Genomic DNA, 18,951 nt, shown 5'->3' on the forward strand with positions numbered 1-18,951 from the left:
CAAGAGGCGCCAGCGGTCTGAAGGTTCGCGGCATTCTACTGGAATTGAGGAGCGCTATGGATATCACTGAACTGCTGGCCTTCAGCGCCAAACAGGGCGCGTCCGACCTGCACCTGTCGGCCGGTCTGCCGCCGATGATCCGCGTCGATGGCGATGTGCGACGGATCAATCTGCCCGCGCTGGATCACAAGCAAGTGCACGAATTGATCTACGACATCATGAACGACACCCAGCGGGTCGACTTCGAGAAACACCTGGAAACGGATTTCTCCTTCGAAGTCCCTGGCGTGGCGCGCTTTCGGGTCAATGCGTTCAACCAGAACCGTGGCGCCGGGGCGGTGTTTCGCACCATTCCCTCGAAAGTGTTGAGCATGGAAGACCTCGCCATGGGCGATGTCTTTCGCAAGATCACCGATGCGCCACGCGGGCTGGTGCTGGTCACCGGGCCGACCGGTTCCGGCAAGTCGACCACGCTGGCGGCGATGATCGATTACCTCAACACCCATCGCCATCACCACATCCTGACCATCGAAGATCCCATCGAATTCGTTCACGAATCGCGCAAATGTCTGATCAATCAGCGTGAAGTCCACCGCGATACCCGCAGTTTCGCCACCGCGTTGCGTTCAGCGTTGCGGGAAGACCCGGATGTGATCCTGGTGGGCGAGATGCGCGACCTGGAAACCATTCGCCTGGCGCTGACCGCGGCTGAAACCGGGCATCTGGTGTTCGGCACGCTGCACACCACTTCGGCGGCCAAGACCATCGATCGGGTGGTGGACGTGTTTCCCGGTGACGAGAAATCGATGGTGCGTTCAATGCTGTCAGAGTCGTTGCTGGCAGTCGTCTCGCAGACGCTGATCAAGAAGGTTGGCGGCGGACGGGTGGCGGCGCACGAAATCATGCTGGGCACGTCGGCGATCCGTAACCTGATCCGCGAGGACAAGGTGGCGCAGATGTATTCGGCGATTCAGACCGGCGGGTCGTTGGGGATGCAGACACTGGACATGTGCCTGAAGGATCTGGTGACCAAAGGCTTGATCAGTCGCGAGCATGCGCGGGATAAGGCGCGTACGCCGGATAATTTCTGAGCGGGCGCTTGTGTCGCTTCCATTGCACCCTTCGCGAGCAAGCCCGCTCCCACCTTTGATTTGTGAACGACACAGATCCAATGTGGGAGCGGGCTTGCTCGCGAAGGGGCCAGTACTGCTTGAACAGATTCTGGATCAGTCAGCTCAGCGCTGAACCACGCGCATCTGCTTCGACTCGTTGGGCAATACGCGTTTGGCCACGACGTAATGCTTCTGCCAGTACGGTTTGTTCAGTGTGTCGATGCTCACCGCTTTGCCACGACGTGGTGCGTGGATGAAGCGGTCGTTGCCCAGGTAGATTGCAACGTGATTGACCCGACGGCTCTTGATGTTGAAGAAGATCAGATCGCCCGGCTTCAGATCCTTGCGCTCGACTTTTACGCCGTGGCCGCTGGCCATGGCATTGGAGGTGCGTGGCAGGTCGAACGTAGCGTCGTTGAACGCGTATTTCACCAGGCCGCTGCAATCGAAGCCTTTACTGGGGCTGCTGCCGCCCCAACGGTAAGGCGTACCGAGGACGTTCACCGCACGGCTGAGGACGTTGCTGCTGGTTTTGTTCGCCATCTGCGGAAGCAGCTTGCTGTGGCCATTGCTGCTCAGGACGGTGTGTTTGACCTGTTTGCTTTTGCTCGATGGCGCAGAAGCATGGGATTTAGGGGTAAAGCCGTTAACGTTGGGAAGACGTTGCTCACGATTGGTGGCGTGGGCGGCCAGTGGCATTAATAGGCAAATAGTTAGCCATGTCTTGAAAAATGGTCGCATTAGGCGTGGCTCTTAGGTGATAGCGCGCAACTTTATAACAGCTTTTTTGTCCCTACCGAGGCCGTTGGTCGATTCAATCGGGAGGCAACGGAACCAAATAAGCTGCAAATTGACGCGATTGTCTGACAGAGGTCCAGTGTTATAAGGGTTTGACGGACGTCACCTTAACATTTGCCATACGTCGGCCACCTGTAAAAAAGTCACAAAGAATTCAAGAATATTTATCTATCGTGTGCAACGAGGTCTTCATGAACAGCTATCGGTTACCCCGTGTGAAGGAAAAAGACACCCACAGCAAAGTGATCGGCTACCTGCTGTGGATTTTCGGTTTTACCGGCGCTCACCGCTTTTATTACGGCAAACCGGTGACCGGGACGATCTGGTTTTTCACCTTCGGTTTGTTAGGGATCGGTTGGCTGATCGACGTGTTTCTGATCCCGGCGATGGACCGCGAAGCGGATCTGCGATTTGCCGCAGGACCGATCGAATACAACGTGGCGTGGATTCTGCTGACGTTCCTTGGCGTGCTCGGTGTGCACCGGATGTACCAGGGCAAGTGGATCAGCGGCTTGCTGTACCTGCTGACCGGTGGGTTGTTCTTTGTGGGTGTGCTGTATGACTTCTGGACGCTCAATGATCAGGTGTCGCTGCGTAACGCCGAAAATCGCGGCGCCTTCCAGTAAGCCTTCGCGAGCAAGACCGCTCCCACACTGGATTTGTGATCGACACCAATCCAGTGTGGGAGCCAGCCCGGTATCAAGCCTGGTGGCTGATCCGTCCGTCCACCAAGGTATAGCGAACCACACCCGGCAAGCTGTGACCGAGGAACGGGCAGTTCTCGCCCTTCGACAGCCAGCCTTCGCCGGCCACGGTCGAGGCTTTCGGATCGAACAGCACGATATCCGCCGCACCGCCGACCGCCAGTTTGCCCGCTGGCAGGCGCAGCGCCTGCGCTGGGCCTGCGCTCAAGCGTGCCAGCAGGGTCGGTAGATCGAGCAAGCCATCCTCAACCAGCGTCATCGCCAGAGGCAGCAGCAATTCAACACTGCTGATGCCCGGCTCGGTCGCGCCGAACGGTGCCAGTTTGGCGTCACGCTCGTGGGGCTGGTGATGGCTGGAAATCGCCGACACCACACCCGACTTCACGGCTTCACGCAGGCCATCGCGGTCGGCGCGGGTGCGCAGCGGCGGCTGGACGTGATAGAGGCTGCTGAAGTCGATCAGCGCTTCGTCGGTCAGAATCAGCTGATACAACGCCACGTCTGCCGTCACTTTCAAACCACGGGCCTGCGCCTGAGCGATCAGCGCGACGCCGCGAGCGCTGGTCAACTGGCTGAAGTGCGCGCGCACCCCGGTTTGCTCGACCAGCAGCAGGTCCCGGGCCAAGGCCACGGTTTCAGCGGTTTCCGGAATGCCCGGCAGGCCAAGGAAGCTGGCGGTTGGGCCTTCGTGGGCCAGCCCCCCGTCTGCCAGATCGTGATCCTGCGAGTTGAAGATCACCGTCAGGTCGAAGGTGGCGGCGTACTCCAGCGCCCGGCACAGGGTACGGGTGTTGCGGAAACTCTCCAGACCATTGCCGAATGCGACGCAACCGGCGTCACGCAGGGCGATCAGTTCGGCCAGTTGTTCGCCGTCCAGGCCTTTGCTCAGCGCGCCAATCGGGAAGACCTTGGTGTTGCCGGCCTCGCGGGCGCGGTCGAGAATCAGCTCGGCCACGGCAGAGGTGTCGAGCACCGGTTTGGTTTTCGGCGGGCAGCACAGGCTGGTCACGCCACCGGCCGCCGCCGCGCGGGTTTCGCTGGCGATGCTGCCTTTGCGGCTGTAACCCGGCTCGCGCAGGGCGACGTTCAAGTCGACCAGGCCCGGAGCGGCCACAAGGCCTGTGGCGTCGATGGTTTCGACAGCGTTGAAACCGGCCGGCGCCGCGCCCAGGGCGACGATCTTGCAGGCTTGAACGTGAATATCGGTGATTTGATCCAGGCCACTGCTTGGATCGATGACGCGGGCGCCGAGAATGCTGAGCTTCACTGGGCGTTCTCCTGCTCGAATTGACGTTGCGCAGTCTGTCCGCTCATGGCCATCGACAGCACAGCCATACGCACCGCGATGCCGTAGGTCACCTGGTTGAGGATCACCGAGTGCGGGCCGTCGGCCACCGCCGACTCGATCTCCACCCCACGGTTGATCGGCCCCGGGTGCATGACGATGCAATCGGGTTTGGCCCCGGCCAGACGTGCAGTGGTCAGGCCGAACAGGCGATAGAACTCGCCTTCGCTCGGCAGCAGGCCGCCGGACATGCGTTCACGTTGCAGGCGCAGCATGATCACCACGTCAACGTCCTTAAGGCCTTCAGTCATGTCGGTGTACACCTTCACGCCGTACTGCTCGATGCCGATCGGCAGCAGGGTTTTGGGCGCGATCACGCGGATGTCCGGGCAGCCGAGGGTCTTGAGGGCGAGCATGTTCGAACGCGCCACCCGCGAGTGCAGGATGTCGCCGACGATGGCCACCGAGAGGTTTTCGAAGCCGCCCTTGTGCCGACGGATGGTGAGCATGTCGAGCATGCCTTGCGTCGGGTGCGCGTGACGGCCGTCGCCGCCGTTGATGATCGCCACTTGCGGGCAGACATGCTCGGCGATGAAGTGCGCGGCGCCGGAGTCGCCGTGGCGCACGACGAACATGTCGGCGGCCATGGCTTCGAGGTTGCGCAGGGTGTCGAGCAGGGTTTCACCTTTACTGGCCGACGACGTCGACACGTTCAGGGTGATCACGTCCGCTGACAGCCGCTGGGCTGCCATTTCGAAGGTGGTGCGGGTGCGGGTGGAGTTTTCGAAGAACACGTTGCACACGGTCTTGCCGCGCAGCAACGGAACTTTCTTCACTGCGCGGGCACCGACTTCAAGGAACGAGTCGGCGGTGTCGAGGATTTCCGTCAGCAACTCGCGGCGCAGGCCATCGAGCGAGAGGAAGTGGCGCAGCTGGCCCTGATCATTGAGCTGCAGCGGGCGCTTGGTATCTAGAGGCGTCATCGCGAGGGGACTCTCAATAGGGCGGATTAAGGATTCAGGTCTTGCAGTTCGAGCGTCAACGGCTCGGGGCCGGACAGCTTTACGCGCTCGTGGGCGGCCAGCGACAGCGTTGCGCCGACCACGTTCGGGCGGATCGGCAGCTCGCCAGCGTCCAGATCGAGCATGCACACCAGGGTCACGCTGGCCGGGCGGCCATAGTCGAACAGTTCGTTCAGGGCGGCGCGGATGGTGCGTCCGCTCATCAGCACGTCGTCGATCAATACCAGATGCTGGCCTTCGATTTCGAAGGGCAGGGCGGACGGACGCACTTGCGGGTGCAGGCCGTTCTGGCTGAAGTCGTCGCGGTAGAAGGAGACATCCAGCGTGCCCAGTGGTGCGTCGCTGCCCAGTTCCTTGAGCAGAGCCTGCGCGACCCAGATGCCGCCGGTGCGGATGCCGATGTAACGCGGTTCGCTGATATCACGCTGTGCAAGGTGCGCCTTGAGGCGGGTCGCCATCTGACTGATCAGATCGGCGGGATTGGGCAGGCTCATGGTTGCTCCTTCTTCAGCCCGAGCCGTGTCCTACCGGACGTGGCTGGGGGTTTGGCCAAAAGAAAAGCGCCGTAGCGCTTTGCAGAATTAAATGCAGTCAGGATTCGAACAATGCAGTGTTTTCATCGAGCCAGCCTTGCAACAGCAGGGCGGCGGCGATGGCGTCCACCGGGTTGTCGCGGTAACTGCCCTTTTGTCCGCCACGTACCAGACGCTCGCCCTTGGCCTCGAACGTGGTCAGGCGTTCGTCGTGGGTATAGAAGGGCACATTAAAGCGGCCGTTGAGGCGGCGGGCGAATTTCTCGGCGCGCAGGCACATCTCGCTCGGCGTGCCGTCCATGTTCAGCGGCAAACCGACCACCACGGCGTCGGGTTTCCATTCCTTTATAAGGGCCTCGACCTGGTTCCAGTCGGGCACGCCGTTCTGCGCTTTCAAGGTGCAGAGTTCGCGGGCCTGGCCGGTGATCACCTGGCCGACGGCAACGCCGATCTGTTTGGTGCCGTAGTCAAAGCCGAGAATCAAGCGCAGGGCCATCAGGCGTGACCTGCCTGGCTGGTCAGCAGGTTGAGGTTGATCCCCAAGTGCCTGGCCGCCGCTTCAAGGCGTAATTCGCTGGTGGTGTTGAACAGGATGTCGGCATTGTACGGGCAGTTCAGCCAGGCGTTGTCGGCCATTTCGGCCTCCAGCTGCCCGGCTTCCCAACCGGCGTAGCCGAGGGCGATCAGGCTTTTCGCCGGGCCCACGCCGTCAGCAATGGCGAACAGCACGTCCTGCGAGGTGGACAGGGCCAGGTCGCCGTCGAGCTGGGCGGTGGCCTGGAACGTCTTGCCCGCCGGGTGCAGAACGAAACCACGATCGGTCTGCACCGGGCCGCCGATGAAGATCGGCACATGCTGGCAGAGGCCGGGCGGGTCGATTTCCGGGCGCAATTGCTCAAGGATGTCTGCCAGATTCAGCTCTTGCGGCCTGTTGACCACGATGCCCATGGCGCCATTGGCCGTGTGCTCGACGATGTAGGTCAAGGTGTGGGCAAAGTTCGGGTCGGCCATGTGCGGCATGGCGATCAGGAATTGGTGCTTGAGGTAGCTGGGGCTGACGTTTTTCATGTGCGCTAGTGTGGCGTTCAAGGGGTGAACTGACAAGCTGGGGATGCTGGCAGCAACACAGTTCCCACAGGGGATTTGCGGTGTGTTCAGTTGCTCGAGAGTTTGTCACCCCGGGCGAATTTCCAGGTGCGGATGATTTCCAGTCGGTCGATATCCGACAGATCGCCGGTAAACGGTGCAAACGGCGCCGCCAGCCGGACGATGCGCTGTGCCGCCTGATCCAGCAGCGGATGGCCGGACGATTCCAGCACCAGCACTTCATACAGCGAACCGTCGCGGTTGATCGAGACCAACAGGCGCAAATTACCGTAGATCTGTTTGCGCCGCGCTTCGTCGGGGTAATTGAGGTTGCCGATGCGCTCGACCTTCTTGCGCCAGTCGTCTTTGTACCAGGCGCCCTTGTCGCGCATGGTCGATGCGGCGCTCAAACGGTGGATGCGCGGGCGTTTGGCGTAGAGTTGTTGTTCCTTGGCCAGTTCCGCTTCGAGGCTGGCGATGTCGCTGGACAACTGGGAGCTGTCGAACTCCGGCGCGTCGACGGTCGGTTTGACTTTGGTTTTGGGTTCTTCTTTCTTGGTTGGCGCTTTTTTCGGCTTTGGCGCGACCGTGGTCACGGCAGCCTTCGGCGCGGCTTCCTGTACTTGCGGTTTGGCGGCCGGTGGCGGGGTGACTTTTTTGACCTGATTGTCCTGGAACGGCGCGACTTCGGTGGTCTTGGGGATCGCCTTCTTGTCGAGGGTGCCGCTGCCTTCCTGATGTTCCTGCGCCAGAAAGTCAGCTTTCTCGGGCTTCTTTTCGCTCTTGAAGGTGGCGAGGGTGATTTCCAGGGTTTTGCTGATCTGCTTGGGCTCGACCATCGTGAAGCCGACGCCAAGCAGCAGCGCCAAATGAATCAGCGCCGCGAGAAACAGGGTAAATCCGAGGCGATCGGCCGGGCGCACGCCGCGATGGGCGAGTTCAGTGGGCAGATCGGACGGGAGGGTCATGACAAGGAAACCAACATCGCGTTTTTCAGAGGCGGGGCATGATAACGCAATGTTGGTCGCATCTTGGTTGTTCTATCTCAACGAGCTTGAAGCTTCTGATCGATGGCATCCATCAACAGGCCACCAATGTCGGTGCCAAACGCGTTATCGATTTCACGGATGCAGGTCGGGCTGGTGACGTTGATCTCTGTCAGGTGCTCGCCGATCACGTCCAGGCCGACGAACAGCAGGCCTTTCTCGCGCAAGGTCGGGCCGACCTGAGCGGCGATCCAGCGATCCTTGTCGGTCAGCGGCCGCGCTTCACCACGGCCACCGGCCGCGAGGTTGCCACGGGTTTCGCCCTGCGCCGGAATCCGCGCCAGGCAGTAATCCACCGGCTCGCCGTCGATCATCAGAATGCGTTTGTCGCCGTCCTTGATGGCTGGCAGGTAAGCCTGACCCATGATCTGCTGGCCGCCGAGAGCGGTCAGGGTTTCCAGAATCACCGAGAGGTTCGGATCGCCTGCACGGTGGCGGAAGATCGAGGTGCCACCCATGCCGTCCAGCGGCTTGAGGATCACATCGCCGTGTTTGGCGGCGAATTCACGCAACACATCCGCGCGGCGGCTGACCACGGTCGGTGGCGTGCACTGCGGGAACAGCGTGGCGAACAGCTTTTCATTGCAGTCGCGCAGGCTCTGCGGCTTGTTCACCACCAGCACGCCCGCGGTTTCGGCTTGTTCGAGCAGATAAGTGGAGTAGACGAACTCCATGTCGAAGGGTGGATCCTTGCGCATCAGGATCACGTTCAGATCGCTCAGCAGGTTGTCCTGCTCGGCGTCCAGTTCGAACCATTTTTCCGGGTTGGCGAAGACTTTCAGTGGGCGCATCCGCGCCCGCGCCTGACCTTCGGCCTGATACAGGTCGCGCTGCTCCATATAGAACAGCTCCCAGCCGCGCTTCTGCGCGGCCAGCAGCATGGCCAGCGAGCTATCCTTTTTATAGGAGATGCTGGCGATAGGGTCCATGACAATCCCGACGCGAACGCTCATTGGATTTTCCTCGAAAATTGGCTACCGGATCGGTATTGAAAAAGTGCCGCCAGAGTGGCTCCGAGCGGGTTTTCGGTCAAGGAAAAACCCGTCGATAGATTGCATCTGGAGACTGTGCTAAAAAGGCTCCCATGCCGTGCTGGCCCTTGAACATCAAGGGTTTCCGGCCATCAGTCATCACAAAACGGACAATTTGATTCGCAAAGGCGACGGTAGAGCCCCCTTATGGAACAGCAGTCCAGCGCCTTGAAGGTCATGGTGATCGACGACTCCAAAACGATTCGTCGCACCGCCGAAACATTGTTGAAAAATGTCGGCTGCGAAGTGATCACGGCGATTGACGGTTTCGACGCGTTGGCGAAGATCGCCGACAACCATCCCGGAATCATTTTTGTCGACATCATGATGCCGCGTCTGGATGGTTATCAGACCTGCGCTTTAATCAAGAACAACAGCGCGTTCAAGGCAACGCCGGTGATCATGCTGTCGTCCAGGGACGGGTTGTTCGACAAGGCCAAGGGCCGGATTGTCGGCTCTGATCAATTTTTGACCAAGCCTTTCAGCAAGGAAGAACTGCTCAACGCGATTCAGGCCCATGTTCCGGGCTTCGCCGCTGTTTTGCCGCAGTAAGACACGCACAGTGACGCTCGGCCAGCGGGCCGGATGTCGACAAGAAAAATGGGGAAAACCATGGCACGTATCCTGATCGTCGATGATTCGCCGACTGAAATGTACAAACTGACCGGCATGCTGGAAAAGCACGGCCACGAAGTGCTGAAAGCCGAGAACGGCGCCGACGGTGTCGCGCTGGCCCGTCAGGAAAAACCTGACGCGGTACTGATGGACATCGTCATGCCCGGCCTCAATGGCTTTCAGGCGACCCGTCAGTTGACCAAGGACGCCGATACCAGCCACATCCCGGTGATCATCATCACCACCAAGGATCAGGAAACCGACAAGGTCTGGGGCACTCGTCAGGGCGCCAGGGACTACCTGACCAAACCGGTCGACGAAGAGACCCTGATCAAAACCCTGAACAACGTACTCAAAGGCTGATCGCGCAACCATGAGCGAATCGCTGACCGCGTTCGAACTGCTCTGGCAGATCGACCAGCGCTGCCGCTTGCTGGCGGCGGACCTGCCGTCGCAACCGGCGCGCCAGGATCGCTGGAGCGGCATCGGCTTTCGCCTCGGCGAGCACTGGTATGTGGCGCCGATGGGCGAAGTCAGCGAAGTGCTGCATGAACCGCGTTTCACTCAGTTGCCCGGGGTCAAACCGTGGGTCAAGGGAGTCGCTAACCTGCGTGGGCGGTTGCTGCCGATCATGGATCTGTGCGGTTTTTTCGGTCATGAACTGTCGCCACTGCGTAAACAGCGGCGGGTATTGGTGGTGGAGCATGGCGAGGTGTTTGCCGGGCTGATGGTCGATGAAGTCTTTGGCTTGCAGCACTTCGATCAGGACAGCTTCGAGCCCATTTCGATCAGTAAACGGCAGGGTTCCAAGGCCGAGTTCGTCAAAGGGTATTTCCGCCGTGAGCAGAACTGGCGGGTGTTCAGCCTGTTTGCGCTGGCACAATCCCCGGTGTTCATGAGCGTCGCAATTTAGTCGAAACACCACAAATCCCATGTGGGAGCGGGCTTGCTCGCAAATACGGTCTGACATTCAATTCGATGCTGGCTGACCCACCGCATTCGCGAGCAAGCCCGCTGCCACATTGAATGCGGCAGGTTTCATAGGCGAGGACCGATGACAAAAGCAAACACAGGCAAGTCGGCGGAAGGATCGCGCAGTCGCTCGCAGATCGTCGTGCTGTTCATCGCACTGATCGTGTTCATCATGCTGCTGTTCGCCAACTTCGCCTACCTCAACACCCAGGCGAACCACGACAAACAGTACATCGGCCACGCCGGGGAACTGCGCGTGCTCTCGCAACGCATCGCCAAGAACGCCACCGAAGCCGCTGCCGGCAAAGCGGCTGCGTTCAAGTTGCTCAGTGATGCGCGCAATGATTTCGCCCAGCGTTGGGGGTATCTGAAAAAGGGTGACCCGGCCACCGGCCTGCCAGCCGCGCCGTCTACCGTGCGCCCGGAAATGCGCGCCGTGCAACTGGACTGGGAGCGCCTGCTGAAAAACACCGACGCCATCCTCTCCAGCGAACAGACCGTACTGTCCCTGCATCAGGTCGCCGCGACCCTGGCCGAAACCGTGCCGCAGTTGCAGATCGAATACGAAAAAGTCGTCGAGATTCTCCTTCAGCGCGGCGCTCCGGCCGCCCAAGTGGCGATGGCTCAGCGCCAATCGCTGCTGGCCGAACGCATCCTCGGCGCGGTCAACACGGTGCTGGCCGGTGATGAAAACTCCCAACAAGCCGCCGACGCCTTTGGCCGCGACGCCACCCGTTTCGGCCAGGTACTCAACGGCATGCTTCAGGGCAACCCGACGCTGAAAATCAGCCAGGTCGAAGACCGCGACGCTCGTGCGCGCTTGAGTGATATTTCCGAGCTGTTCCAGTTCGTCTCCGGCTCCGTGGATGAAATCCTCGAAACCTCGCCGGAGCTGTTCAAGGTTCGCGAGTCGGCCAGCAACATCTTCAACCTGTCGCAAACCCTGCTCGACGAAGCTTCGCACCTGGCCAACGGTTTCGAAAACCTGGCGGGCGGGCGCAACACCGACACCATCGGTGGCTACGTGCTGGGCTTGCTGGCGCTGGCCTCGATCATCCTTATAGGCCTGGTGATGGTGCGGGAAACCAATCGCCAACTGCGCGAGACTGCCGAGAAAAACGAGCGCAACCAGAACGCGATCATGCGTCTGCTCGACGAAATCGAAGACCTCGCCGACGGCGACCTGACCGTGACCGCCTCGGTCACCGAAGACTTCACCGGGACCATCGCCGACTCGATCAACTATTCCGTCGACCAACTGCGCGATCTGGTCGCCACCATCAACCTCACCGCCGGCCAGGTCGCCGCTGCAGTGCAGGAAACCCAGGCCACCGCCATGCATTTGGCGCAGGCCTCCGAGCATCAGGCCCAGCAGATTTCCGAAGCCTCGAGCGCGATCAGCGACATGGCCGAGTCCATCGATCAGGTCTCGGCCAACGCCGCTGAATCCTCGGCGGTGGCCGAGCGCTCGGTAGAGATCGCCAACAAGGGCAACGAGGTGGTGCACAACACCATCCACGGCATGGACAACATTCGCGAGCAGATTCAAGACACCGCCAAACGCATCAAACGCTTGGGTGAGTCTTCCCAAGAAATCGGCGATATCGTCAGCCTGATCGACGACATTGCCGACCAGACCAACATTCTGGCCCTCAACGCCGCGATTCAGGCGTCGATGGCCGGTGATGCCGGACGCGGTTTTGCCGTGGTGGCCGACGAAGTGCAGCGGCTGGCCGAGCGCTCGTCCGCCGCCACCCGGCAAATCGAAACCCTGGTGCGGGCGATCCAGACGGACACCAACGAAGCGGTGATCTCGATGGAGCAGACCACCACCGAAGTGGTGCGCGGCGCACGGCTGGCGCAGGATGCCGGTGTGGCCCTGGAAGAAATCGAAGGCGTGTCCAAGACGCTCGCGGCGCTGATTCAGAGCATCTCCAATGCGGCGCAGCAGCAGACGTCGTCGGCTGGGCAGATCTCGCTGACGATGAACGTGATCCAGCAGATCACCTCGCAGACGTCGTCCGGTTCCACGGCCACCGCCGAGAGCATCGGCAACCTGGCAAAAATGGCCAGTCAGTTGCGCCGCTCGGTGTCCGGCTTCACCTTGCCGGCGGCCTCCGCGTCGGCGACGGATAAAGTGTGATTGGAGCTGCCATGGGTGATCGCCACGACTATGTGGCCCTCGAGTGGGTCAAAGGCGAAATTGCCGAAACGCTGAAACAGGCGCATCGGGCCATTGAAACCGTGCTCGATGATCCGCAGGCGACGCCTGGGCTGGACGAGTGCCTGGATTACATCCATCAGGTCCACGGCAGCCTGCAAATGGTCGAGTTCTATGGCGCGGCACTGCTGGCCGAAGAAATGGAGCAACTGGTCGAAGCCCTGCAACACGAGCGTGTCAGCCATCGCGACGAAGCCCTTCATCTGTTGCTGCAAGCCCTTGGGCAATTGCCGATCTACCTTGATCGCGTGCAGAACGCTCGGCGCGATCTGCCGTTGGTGGTGCTGCCGCTGCTCAACGATTTGCGCAGTGCCCGGGGCGAAAGCCTGCTCTCGGAAACCAGCCTGTTCAGCCCACAACTGCCCGAACTGCCGCCCCTGAACGCACAAGCGCTGGCATTGCTGGCGCCGGCAGAACTGCCAAACATGCTGCGCAAATGGCGCCAGATGCTGCAAATGGCCTTGGTCGGTTTGCTGCGCGAGCAGGACGATCAGACGCACCTCGATTATCTGGCGAAGGTCTTCACCCGCCTCGAAGCCTTGAGCGGCGATGCACCGTTGAGCCCCTTGTGGCAGGTGGCATCAGCCTTGGTCGAAGGCATGCGCCAAGGCGAGATCGCCAACAGCCCGGCGCTGCGCAGCCTGCTCAAGGACGCTGACAAGGAACTCAAACGTCTGCTCGAACAGGGCATGGCCGGCCTCAACCAACCGCCACCGCCGGAGCTGCTCAAAAGCCTGTTGTTCTATATTGCCAAAGCCGAACATCCCACCGGGCAGATGCTGACCATGAAAGATCACTACTCCCTGGACGACGCGTTGCCCGACAGCGCGATGGTCGACGAAGAGCGCACGCGCCTGGCCGGCCCCGACCGCGACGCGATGCGCTCGGTGCTGGCGGCGTTGTGTGAAGAGCTGGTGCGGGTCAAGGAGCGCCTGGACCTGTTCGTGCGCAGCGACCGTCAGCACACCTCGGACCTGGAAGCCCTGCTGGCACCACTGAGGCAGATCGCCGACACCCTCGCGGTGCTCGGTTTCGGCCAGCCGCGCAAAGTCATCATCGATCAACTGGCGGTGGTGCTCAGCCTCGCTCAAGGCCAGCGCGAGCCGAACGACGCCATCCTGATGGACGTCGCCGGGGCGCTGCTGTATGTCGAAGCCACGCTGGCCGGCATGGTTGGCACGGTCGAGCCGCAAAGCCCGGAAGATTCGCGCCTGCCGACCACCGACCTGACGCAGATCCACCAGATCGTGATCAAGGAAGCGCGCATCTGCCTGCAACAGGCCAAGGACATGATCGTCGACTACATCGACGCCGACTGGGATCGCCAGCATCTGCTGCCGCTGCCGGCGCTGCTGACCCAGGTGCGCGGTGCGCTGGCGGTGATTGCGCTCGGTCGCGCGGCCAAACTGGTCGAGGCCTGCAATGGTTTCATCCGCGAACACCTGCTACTTGATTCGCACGAACCAGGCTGGCAGCAACTGGACAACCTCGCCGACGTCATCACCAGTCTTGAGTATTACCTTGAGCGTTTGAGCGATGACCCACTGGCGCCGAGCGAGCAACTGCTGGACGTCGCGCAAAAGTCCCTCGCCAGCCTCGGTTTCTTTCCCGACGAGCAGCCCGACGAACAGCATGTGCCGGTGCTCGAGGATGTGCTCAGCCCCAGCGAAGCGCTGGTGATGCAAGACATGCAGGCGCTCGACGACCCGCACATCGTCCAGTCGCTGGCGGATGTGCTGGCCAGCCCGGTGTCGGCGGTCAACCCGCCGGCACTGATCACCCCCGGCAGCCTGATGCCGCCGCCGGCGGATGAAGAACCGGTCGACGATGAACTGCGCGAAGTGTTCCTCGAAGAGACCGACGAAGTCCTTGAAGTCCTCCACGAGTACTTACCGCGCTGGACGGCCCATCCGCAGGATCGCGCCGCGCTGAGCGAACTGCGCCGTGCCTTCCATACCCTCAAGGGCAGCGGGCGGATGGTGCGTGCGTTGATCCTTGGGGAACTGGCGTGGGCGGTGGAAAACCTGCTCAATCGCGTGCTGGAACAAAGCGTCGAACCCGGTTCGGTGGTGCAGCAACTGCTGGGCGACACCGTGCTATTGCTGCCGGAACTGATCAGCGAGTTCGCCACCCACCGTCAACGCCAGCGCAGCGATGTCGATCAACTCGCCGCCCGCGCCCACGCCCTGGCCAAGGGGGACGAACCGCTGGCCGCCGAAGACACCGATGACGTCGCGGCACTCGACCCCTTGTTGCTGGAGATCTTTCGCAACGAGGCCGAAAACCATCTCGTCAGCCTCAATCGTTTCCTCGATCAAGCCGCCGAACACGTGCCGCTGCAAGCCAGCGACGAGTTGCAACGTGCGTTGCACACCCTCAAGGGCAGTGCATCGATGGCCGGGGTCTCGCCGATTGCCGAACTGGCCGCCCCGCTCGATAAACTCGCTCGCGAATTCAAGGCCCATCAACTGGCGCTGGACCTTGATGAGGTGGAATTGCTGCTTGAAGCCGAAGGTCTGTTTCGGGTCGGCCTGCGTCAGCTCAAGCACGATCCGCTGGCACCGATTGTCGGTGCTCAGTCGCTGATCAAACGCACGGAAACACTGCTCGCCGAACGTCTGGAATCGATCCTCAATGCGCTGAACACCGGCCTGCGCGTCAAGCGCGACCCGCAACTGATCAACAATTTCCTCGCCCAGGGCATGGACATCCTGCTCGACGCCGAAAGCCTCTTGCAGCGCTGGCAGCAGCACCCCGGCGAACGTCAGGAACTCAGCGCGTTGCTGGACGAACTGACCACCCTCGGCGAAGGTGCGCACCTGGCGGATCTGCTGCCGGTCGACGTCTTGTGCGAAGCCTTGCTCGACCTTTATGGGGCCGTCGAAGAAAGCAGCCTGGCGGTCAGCGACAGGTTTTTTCAGGAAGCGCAGAACGCCCACGAAGCGCTGATCAACATGCTCGACGAACTGGCCGCCGGTCAGGAAGTCACGCCGCAGCCTGAGCGGATTCGTGCCTTGCATGACCTGCTCGATGAGAGTCTCGACCCGTCCTCCATGGGCTTGATCCGCAGCGATGGCAGCCGCAGCCTGAGCATCCGCGAGCTGGGTGCGGCGACGGCCGAACTGTCACAAACCGCTGCGTCTGCTGCGCCGGCTGACGAGATTGTCGAGATCTTCCTCGAAGAGGCGGTGGACATTCTCGACAGTTCCGGCCAGGCCTTGCAGCGCTGGTTGAAAGACCCTGACAACACCGCGCCGCTGTCGTCCCTGCAACGCGATCTGCACACCCTCAAGGGCGGTGCGCGGATGGCTGAGGTCGAGGCCATCGGCGATCTGGCTCAGGAACTGGAAAGCCTTTATGAAGGGCTGCTCGATCGGCGCTACAGCCATAACCAAGCCTTGGAGCGCTTGCTGCACAAGAGCCATGACCGGTTGGCTCAGTTGCTTGATCAGTTGCAAAACCATCAGCCGCTGACCCCGGCTCAGGATCTGATTGAAACCATTCGAAAGCTGCGCCAGGGGCAGACGCTGGGCGAAACACAGCCGCCGACGGTGGATCCCGACAGCGCCGGGCACGATCCGGAACTGCTGGAAATCTTCCTCGAAGAAGGTTTCGACATCATCGAAAACTCCGGCGCTGCGCTGCTGCGCTGGCAAGCCGAGCCGGGCAATCGCCAGGAAGTCGAAACCCTGCTGCGCGATCTGCACACCCTCAAGGGCGGCGCGCGGATGGTCGAGATCGGCCCCATCGGCGACCTCGCTCATGAGCTGGAGTACCTCTACGAAAGCGTCTCGGCGGCCACGCTGCCAACCTCGGCCGAGCTGTTCGCCCTGGTGCAGCGCGGCCATGACCGACTGGCGCAAATGCTCGATGCCGTGCGCGCCGGGCAACCGTGCCCGCCGGCGGATCGGTTGATCAATGCGATCCAGAATTTCAGTCACCCGGCGAGCCTCGACACGCCGCCGCTGTTGCCTGTGCCGGTAAAAACCGAAACCACGGCGACCGCCCCGGACGCCGGTGCGGACATGGTCAAGGTCTCCGCCGAACTGCTCGACGATCTGGTCAACCTGGCCGGGGAAACCTCGATTTTCCGGGGCCGCATCGAACAGCAAGTCAACGACGCGCAAGTGGCGCTCAACGAGATGGAAACCACCATCGAGCGCATGCGCGATCAATTACGCCGCCTCGACACCGAAACCCAGGGACGTATCCTCAGCCGTCAGCAAGTGGACGCCGAACGCCTCGGTTACGAAGAATTCGATCCGCTGGAAATGGACCGTCACTCGCAGTTGCAGCAACTGTCGCGGGCCCTGTTCGAATCCGCCTCCGACCTGCTCGATCTCAAGGAAACGCTGGATCGACGCAATCAGGACGCCGAAAACCTGCTGCAGCAGCAAGGGCGGATCAACACCGAATTGCAGGAAGGCCTGATGCGCACGCGCATGGTGCCGTTCGAACGGATGTTGCCGCGCCTCAAACGCATCGTCCGCCAGGTCGCCGAAGAGCTGAACAAAGATGTCGCGTTCGTCGTTGGCAATGCCGAAGGCGAGATGGATCGCAACGTGCTTGAGCGCATGGCCGCACCGCTGGAACACATGCTGCGCAACGCCGTTGACCACGGGCTGGAAACCGCCGAAGTACGGTTGGCAGCGGGCAAACCTGCGCAAGGACAGATCCGCCTCGACCTGTCCCGCGAGGGCGGCGACATCATTTTCGACATCCGCGACGACGGCGCCGGGGTGCCGCTGGACGCTGTGCGCCGCAAAGCGATCAAGCGCGGCATGCTCGCCGCGCAGGCCGAGATCAGCGACCGCGACGTGCTGCAATTCATCCTCCAGCCGGGGTTTTCCACCGCCGAAAAAATCACCCAGATTTCCGGGCGCGGTGTCGGCATGGATGTGGTTCACGAAGAGGTCCGGCAACTGGGCGGCAGCATGAGCATCGATTCGGTACCGGGGCAGGGCGTGCATTTTCGCATTCGCCTGCCGTTCACCGTGTCGGTCAATCGTGCGCTGATGGTGCAGTGCTTTGAAGACCAGTACGCGATACCGCTGAACACCATTGAAGGCATTGTTCGGGTATTGCCCAATGATCTGGAGGGGCATTTTCGCCAGGATCCGCCGAGCTACCAATACGCCGGGCAACGCTATGAGTTGTGTTATTTGGGCGAGCTGCTGAAAACCGCGCCGCGCCCCAAACTGATTGGCCAGAGCCTGCCGTTGCCGGTGCTGCTGGTGCAGTGCAACGACCGTCACGTCGCCGTGCAGGTCGACGCCATGGCGGGCACCCGCGAGATTGTGGTCAAGAGTCTTGGCCCGCAGTTTGCGGCAGTGCAGGGCGTGTCTGGCGCAACCATTCTCGGTGATGGCCGGGTGGTGCTGATTCTTGATTTGCTGGCGCCGATCCGGGCGATGCAGGCGCGCGTTGCGCAGCATCCGACGCTGCCGGACATCGACAGCGAACCGCACAAGCCGCTGCTGGTGATGGTGGTCGACGACTCGGTCACCGTGCGCAAGGTCACCAGCCGTTTGCTCGAACGTCACGGCATGAACGTGCTGACGGCCAAGGACGGGGTCGATGCCATGTTGCTGCTGGAAGAACACATGCCCGACCTGATGCTGCTCGACATCGAAATGCCGCGCATGGACGGCTTCGAAGTCGCCACCCAAGTGCGCCACGACGAACGCCTGCAACACCTGCCGATCATCATGATTACCTCGCGCACCGGGCAGAAACACCGCGACCGCGCCATGGCCATCGGCGTCAATGACTACCTCGGCAAGCCGTATCAGGAGTCGGTGCTGCTCGAGAGCATTGCCCACTGGAGCAAGAAACATGCATGAGCGCCGGTACAATGCGCGTAACAGCCAACTCACCGGCCTGCTGCTGCCGCTGGCCGATCGCAACCTGATCCTGCCCAACGTCGCCGTGGCCGAGCTGATCGACTACCAGGCCAGCGCGTTCGATCTCGATACGCCACCGTGGTATCTGGGGCGAGTGAGCTGGCGTGAACGGCAGATCCCGCTGCTGAGTTTTGAATCGGCGTGCGGGCAGAAAATCGTCATCGGCGAACGGGCGCGGATCGTCATTCTCAATGCCCTCGGCGGGTTGCCGGAGCTGAAGTTCATTGCGCTTCTGGTGCAGGGGATACCGCGTTCGTACAAACTCGATAGCCAGTTGAGCTATGTCGATGTGCCGTTGTGTGAATTGGAGCAGGCGGCGGTGCAGGTCGGGGAGCAGGTGGCGAAGGTGCCGGATTTGTTGGGGTTGGAGAAGTTGTTGGTGGATGCGGGTCTCGTTGACTGATCCAAGATTTGCGGTGACCAGACTGGACTCTTCGCGAGCAAGCTCGCACAGTAGGTTTATGTCGTACACAAAATCTGCGTTCTCTGAAGATCTCCTGTGGGAGATTCTATGGTTCATGCCTAGCCCCTAAACCGCTTTAGGTGAGTATTCGCTCTGGTTTTTCAACAGAGCAAATACCACCCGGGCAAGCTTGCGGGCTAGTGCGACCAGTGCTTGGGTA

General features: G+C 61.2%; 16 protein-coding genes. 8 read left to right on the top strand and 8 right to left on the bottom strand.

The window, feature by feature from the left end:
• Nucleotides 1-56: 56 nt before the first annotated feature.
• A complete protein-coding gene (locus tag AACY18_RS08710; RefSeq protein ID WP_339430348.1) occupies nt 57-1,091 on the top strand; it encodes a type IV pilus twitching motility protein PilT in 1,035 nt (344 codons plus the stop codon).
• Between the two features lie 144 nt (nt 1,092-1,235).
• Here AACY18_RS08710 and AACY18_RS08715 read toward each other — a convergent pair whose 3' ends face one another.
• Entirely contained in the window at nt 1,236-1,853 is a 618-nt protein-coding gene (locus AACY18_RS08715) for a C40 family peptidase (protein ID WP_339430347.1), read from the bottom strand.
• A 248-nt stretch (nt 1,854-2,101) separates the two neighbouring features.
• Between AACY18_RS08715 and AACY18_RS08720 the strand changes: the two genes are divergently transcribed.
• Nucleotides 2,102-2,536 carry a TM2 domain-containing protein gene (locus AACY18_RS08720; RefSeq protein ID WP_339430346.1) on the top strand — a complete coding sequence of 145 codons (435 nt, stop codon included), beginning with the start codon at nt 2,102-2,104 and terminating at the stop codon, nt 2,534-2,536.
• 73 nt (nt 2,537-2,609) lie between these two features.
• Here AACY18_RS08720 and AACY18_RS08725 read toward each other — a convergent pair whose 3' ends face one another.
• The 7 genes from AACY18_RS08725 to gshB form a co-directional block, all read right to left on the bottom strand.
• Nucleotides 2,610-3,881 carry a dihydroorotase gene (locus AACY18_RS08725; protein WP_339430345.1) on the bottom strand — a complete coding sequence of 424 codons (1,272 nt, stop codon included), beginning with the start codon at nt 3,879-3,881 and terminating at the stop codon, nt 2,610-2,612.
• The gene (locus tag AACY18_RS08730) at nt 3,878-4,882 is read right to left on the bottom strand and encodes an aspartate carbamoyltransferase catalytic subunit (RefSeq protein ID WP_339430344.1); all 1,005 of its coding nucleotides are present in this window, start codon (nt 4,880-4,882) and stop codon (nt 3,878-3,880) included. Before AACY18_RS08730 ends, AACY18_RS08725 begins: the two co-directional genes overlap by 4 nt.
• A gap of 26 nt (nt 4,883-4,908) precedes the next feature.
• Nucleotides 4,909-5,415, bottom strand: coding sequence for a bifunctional pyr operon transcriptional regulator/uracil phosphoribosyltransferase PyrR (gene pyrR, locus AACY18_RS08735; RefSeq protein WP_339464693.1), 507 nt, complete (start codon nt 5,413-5,415; stop codon nt 4,909-4,911).
• Between the two features lie 97 nt (nt 5,416-5,512).
• Nucleotides 5,513-5,950, bottom strand: a complete 438-nt coding sequence (gene ruvX, locus AACY18_RS08740) for a Holliday junction resolvase RuvX (protein WP_008077844.1) — start codon at nt 5,948-5,950, stop codon at nt 5,513-5,515.
• Nucleotides 5,950-6,522 carry a YqgE/AlgH family protein gene (locus AACY18_RS08745; protein WP_339430342.1) on the bottom strand — a complete coding sequence of 191 codons (573 nt, stop codon included), beginning with the start codon at nt 6,520-6,522 and terminating at the stop codon, nt 5,950-5,952. The genes ruvX and AACY18_RS08745 overlap by 1 nt, the downstream gene beginning before the upstream one ends.
• A gap of 86 nt (nt 6,523-6,608) precedes the next feature.
• The gene (locus AACY18_RS08750; RefSeq protein ID WP_339430341.1) at nt 6,609-7,508 is read right to left on the bottom strand and encodes an energy transducer TonB; all 900 of its coding nucleotides are present in this window, start codon (nt 7,506-7,508) and stop codon (nt 6,609-6,611) included.
• A 77-nt stretch (nt 7,509-7,585) separates the two neighbouring features.
• Nucleotides 7,586-8,539: a glutathione synthase gene (gene gshB, locus AACY18_RS08755; RefSeq protein WP_339430340.1), complete on the bottom strand. Its 954-nt coding sequence runs from the start codon at nt 8,537-8,539 to the stop codon at nt 7,586-7,588.
• Nucleotides 8,540-8,764: 225 nt separating this feature from the next.
• Between gshB and pilG the strand changes: the two genes are divergently transcribed.
• From pilG to AACY18_RS08785, 6 genes are all read left to right on the top strand, one after another.
• Nucleotides 8,765-9,169 carry a twitching motility response regulator PilG gene (gene pilG, locus AACY18_RS08760; RefSeq protein WP_007913673.1) on the top strand — a complete coding sequence of 135 codons (405 nt, stop codon included), beginning with the start codon at nt 8,765-8,767 and terminating at the stop codon, nt 9,167-9,169.
• Between the two features lie 60 nt (nt 9,170-9,229).
• Nucleotides 9,230-9,595, top strand: a complete 366-nt coding sequence (gene pilH / locus AACY18_RS08765) for a twitching motility response regulator PilH (protein ID WP_221732374.1) — start codon at nt 9,230-9,232, stop codon at nt 9,593-9,595.
• A 10-nt stretch (nt 9,596-9,605) separates the two neighbouring features.
• Complete coding sequence (locus AACY18_RS08770) at nt 9,606-10,145, top strand: chemotaxis protein CheW (RefSeq protein ID WP_339430339.1); 540 nt, start codon at nt 9,606-9,608, stop codon at nt 10,143-10,145.
• A gap of 141 nt (nt 10,146-10,286) precedes the next feature.
• Complete coding sequence (locus AACY18_RS08775) at nt 10,287-12,347, top strand: methyl-accepting chemotaxis protein (protein ID WP_339430338.1); 2,061 nt, start codon at nt 10,287-10,289, stop codon at nt 12,345-12,347.
• An 11-nt stretch (nt 12,348-12,358) separates the two neighbouring features.
• The gene (locus AACY18_RS08780; RefSeq protein WP_339430337.1) at nt 12,359-18,268 is read left to right on the top strand and encodes an Hpt domain-containing protein; all 5,910 of its coding nucleotides are present in this window, start codon (nt 12,359-12,361) and stop codon (nt 18,266-18,268) included.
• Nucleotides 18,261-18,731 carry a chemotaxis protein CheW gene (locus AACY18_RS08785; protein WP_339430336.1) on the top strand — a complete coding sequence of 157 codons (471 nt, stop codon included), beginning with the start codon at nt 18,261-18,263 and terminating at the stop codon, nt 18,729-18,731. Before AACY18_RS08780 ends, AACY18_RS08785 begins: the two co-directional genes overlap by 8 nt.
• Nucleotides 18,732-18,951: the final 220 nt, after the last annotated feature.

The organism is Pseudomonas sp. EA_65y_Pfl2_P74 (genome assembly GCF_963970575.1).
Lineage (GTDB): Bacteria > Pseudomonadota > Gammaproteobacteria > Pseudomonadales > Pseudomonadaceae > Aquipseudomonas > Aquipseudomonas baetica_A.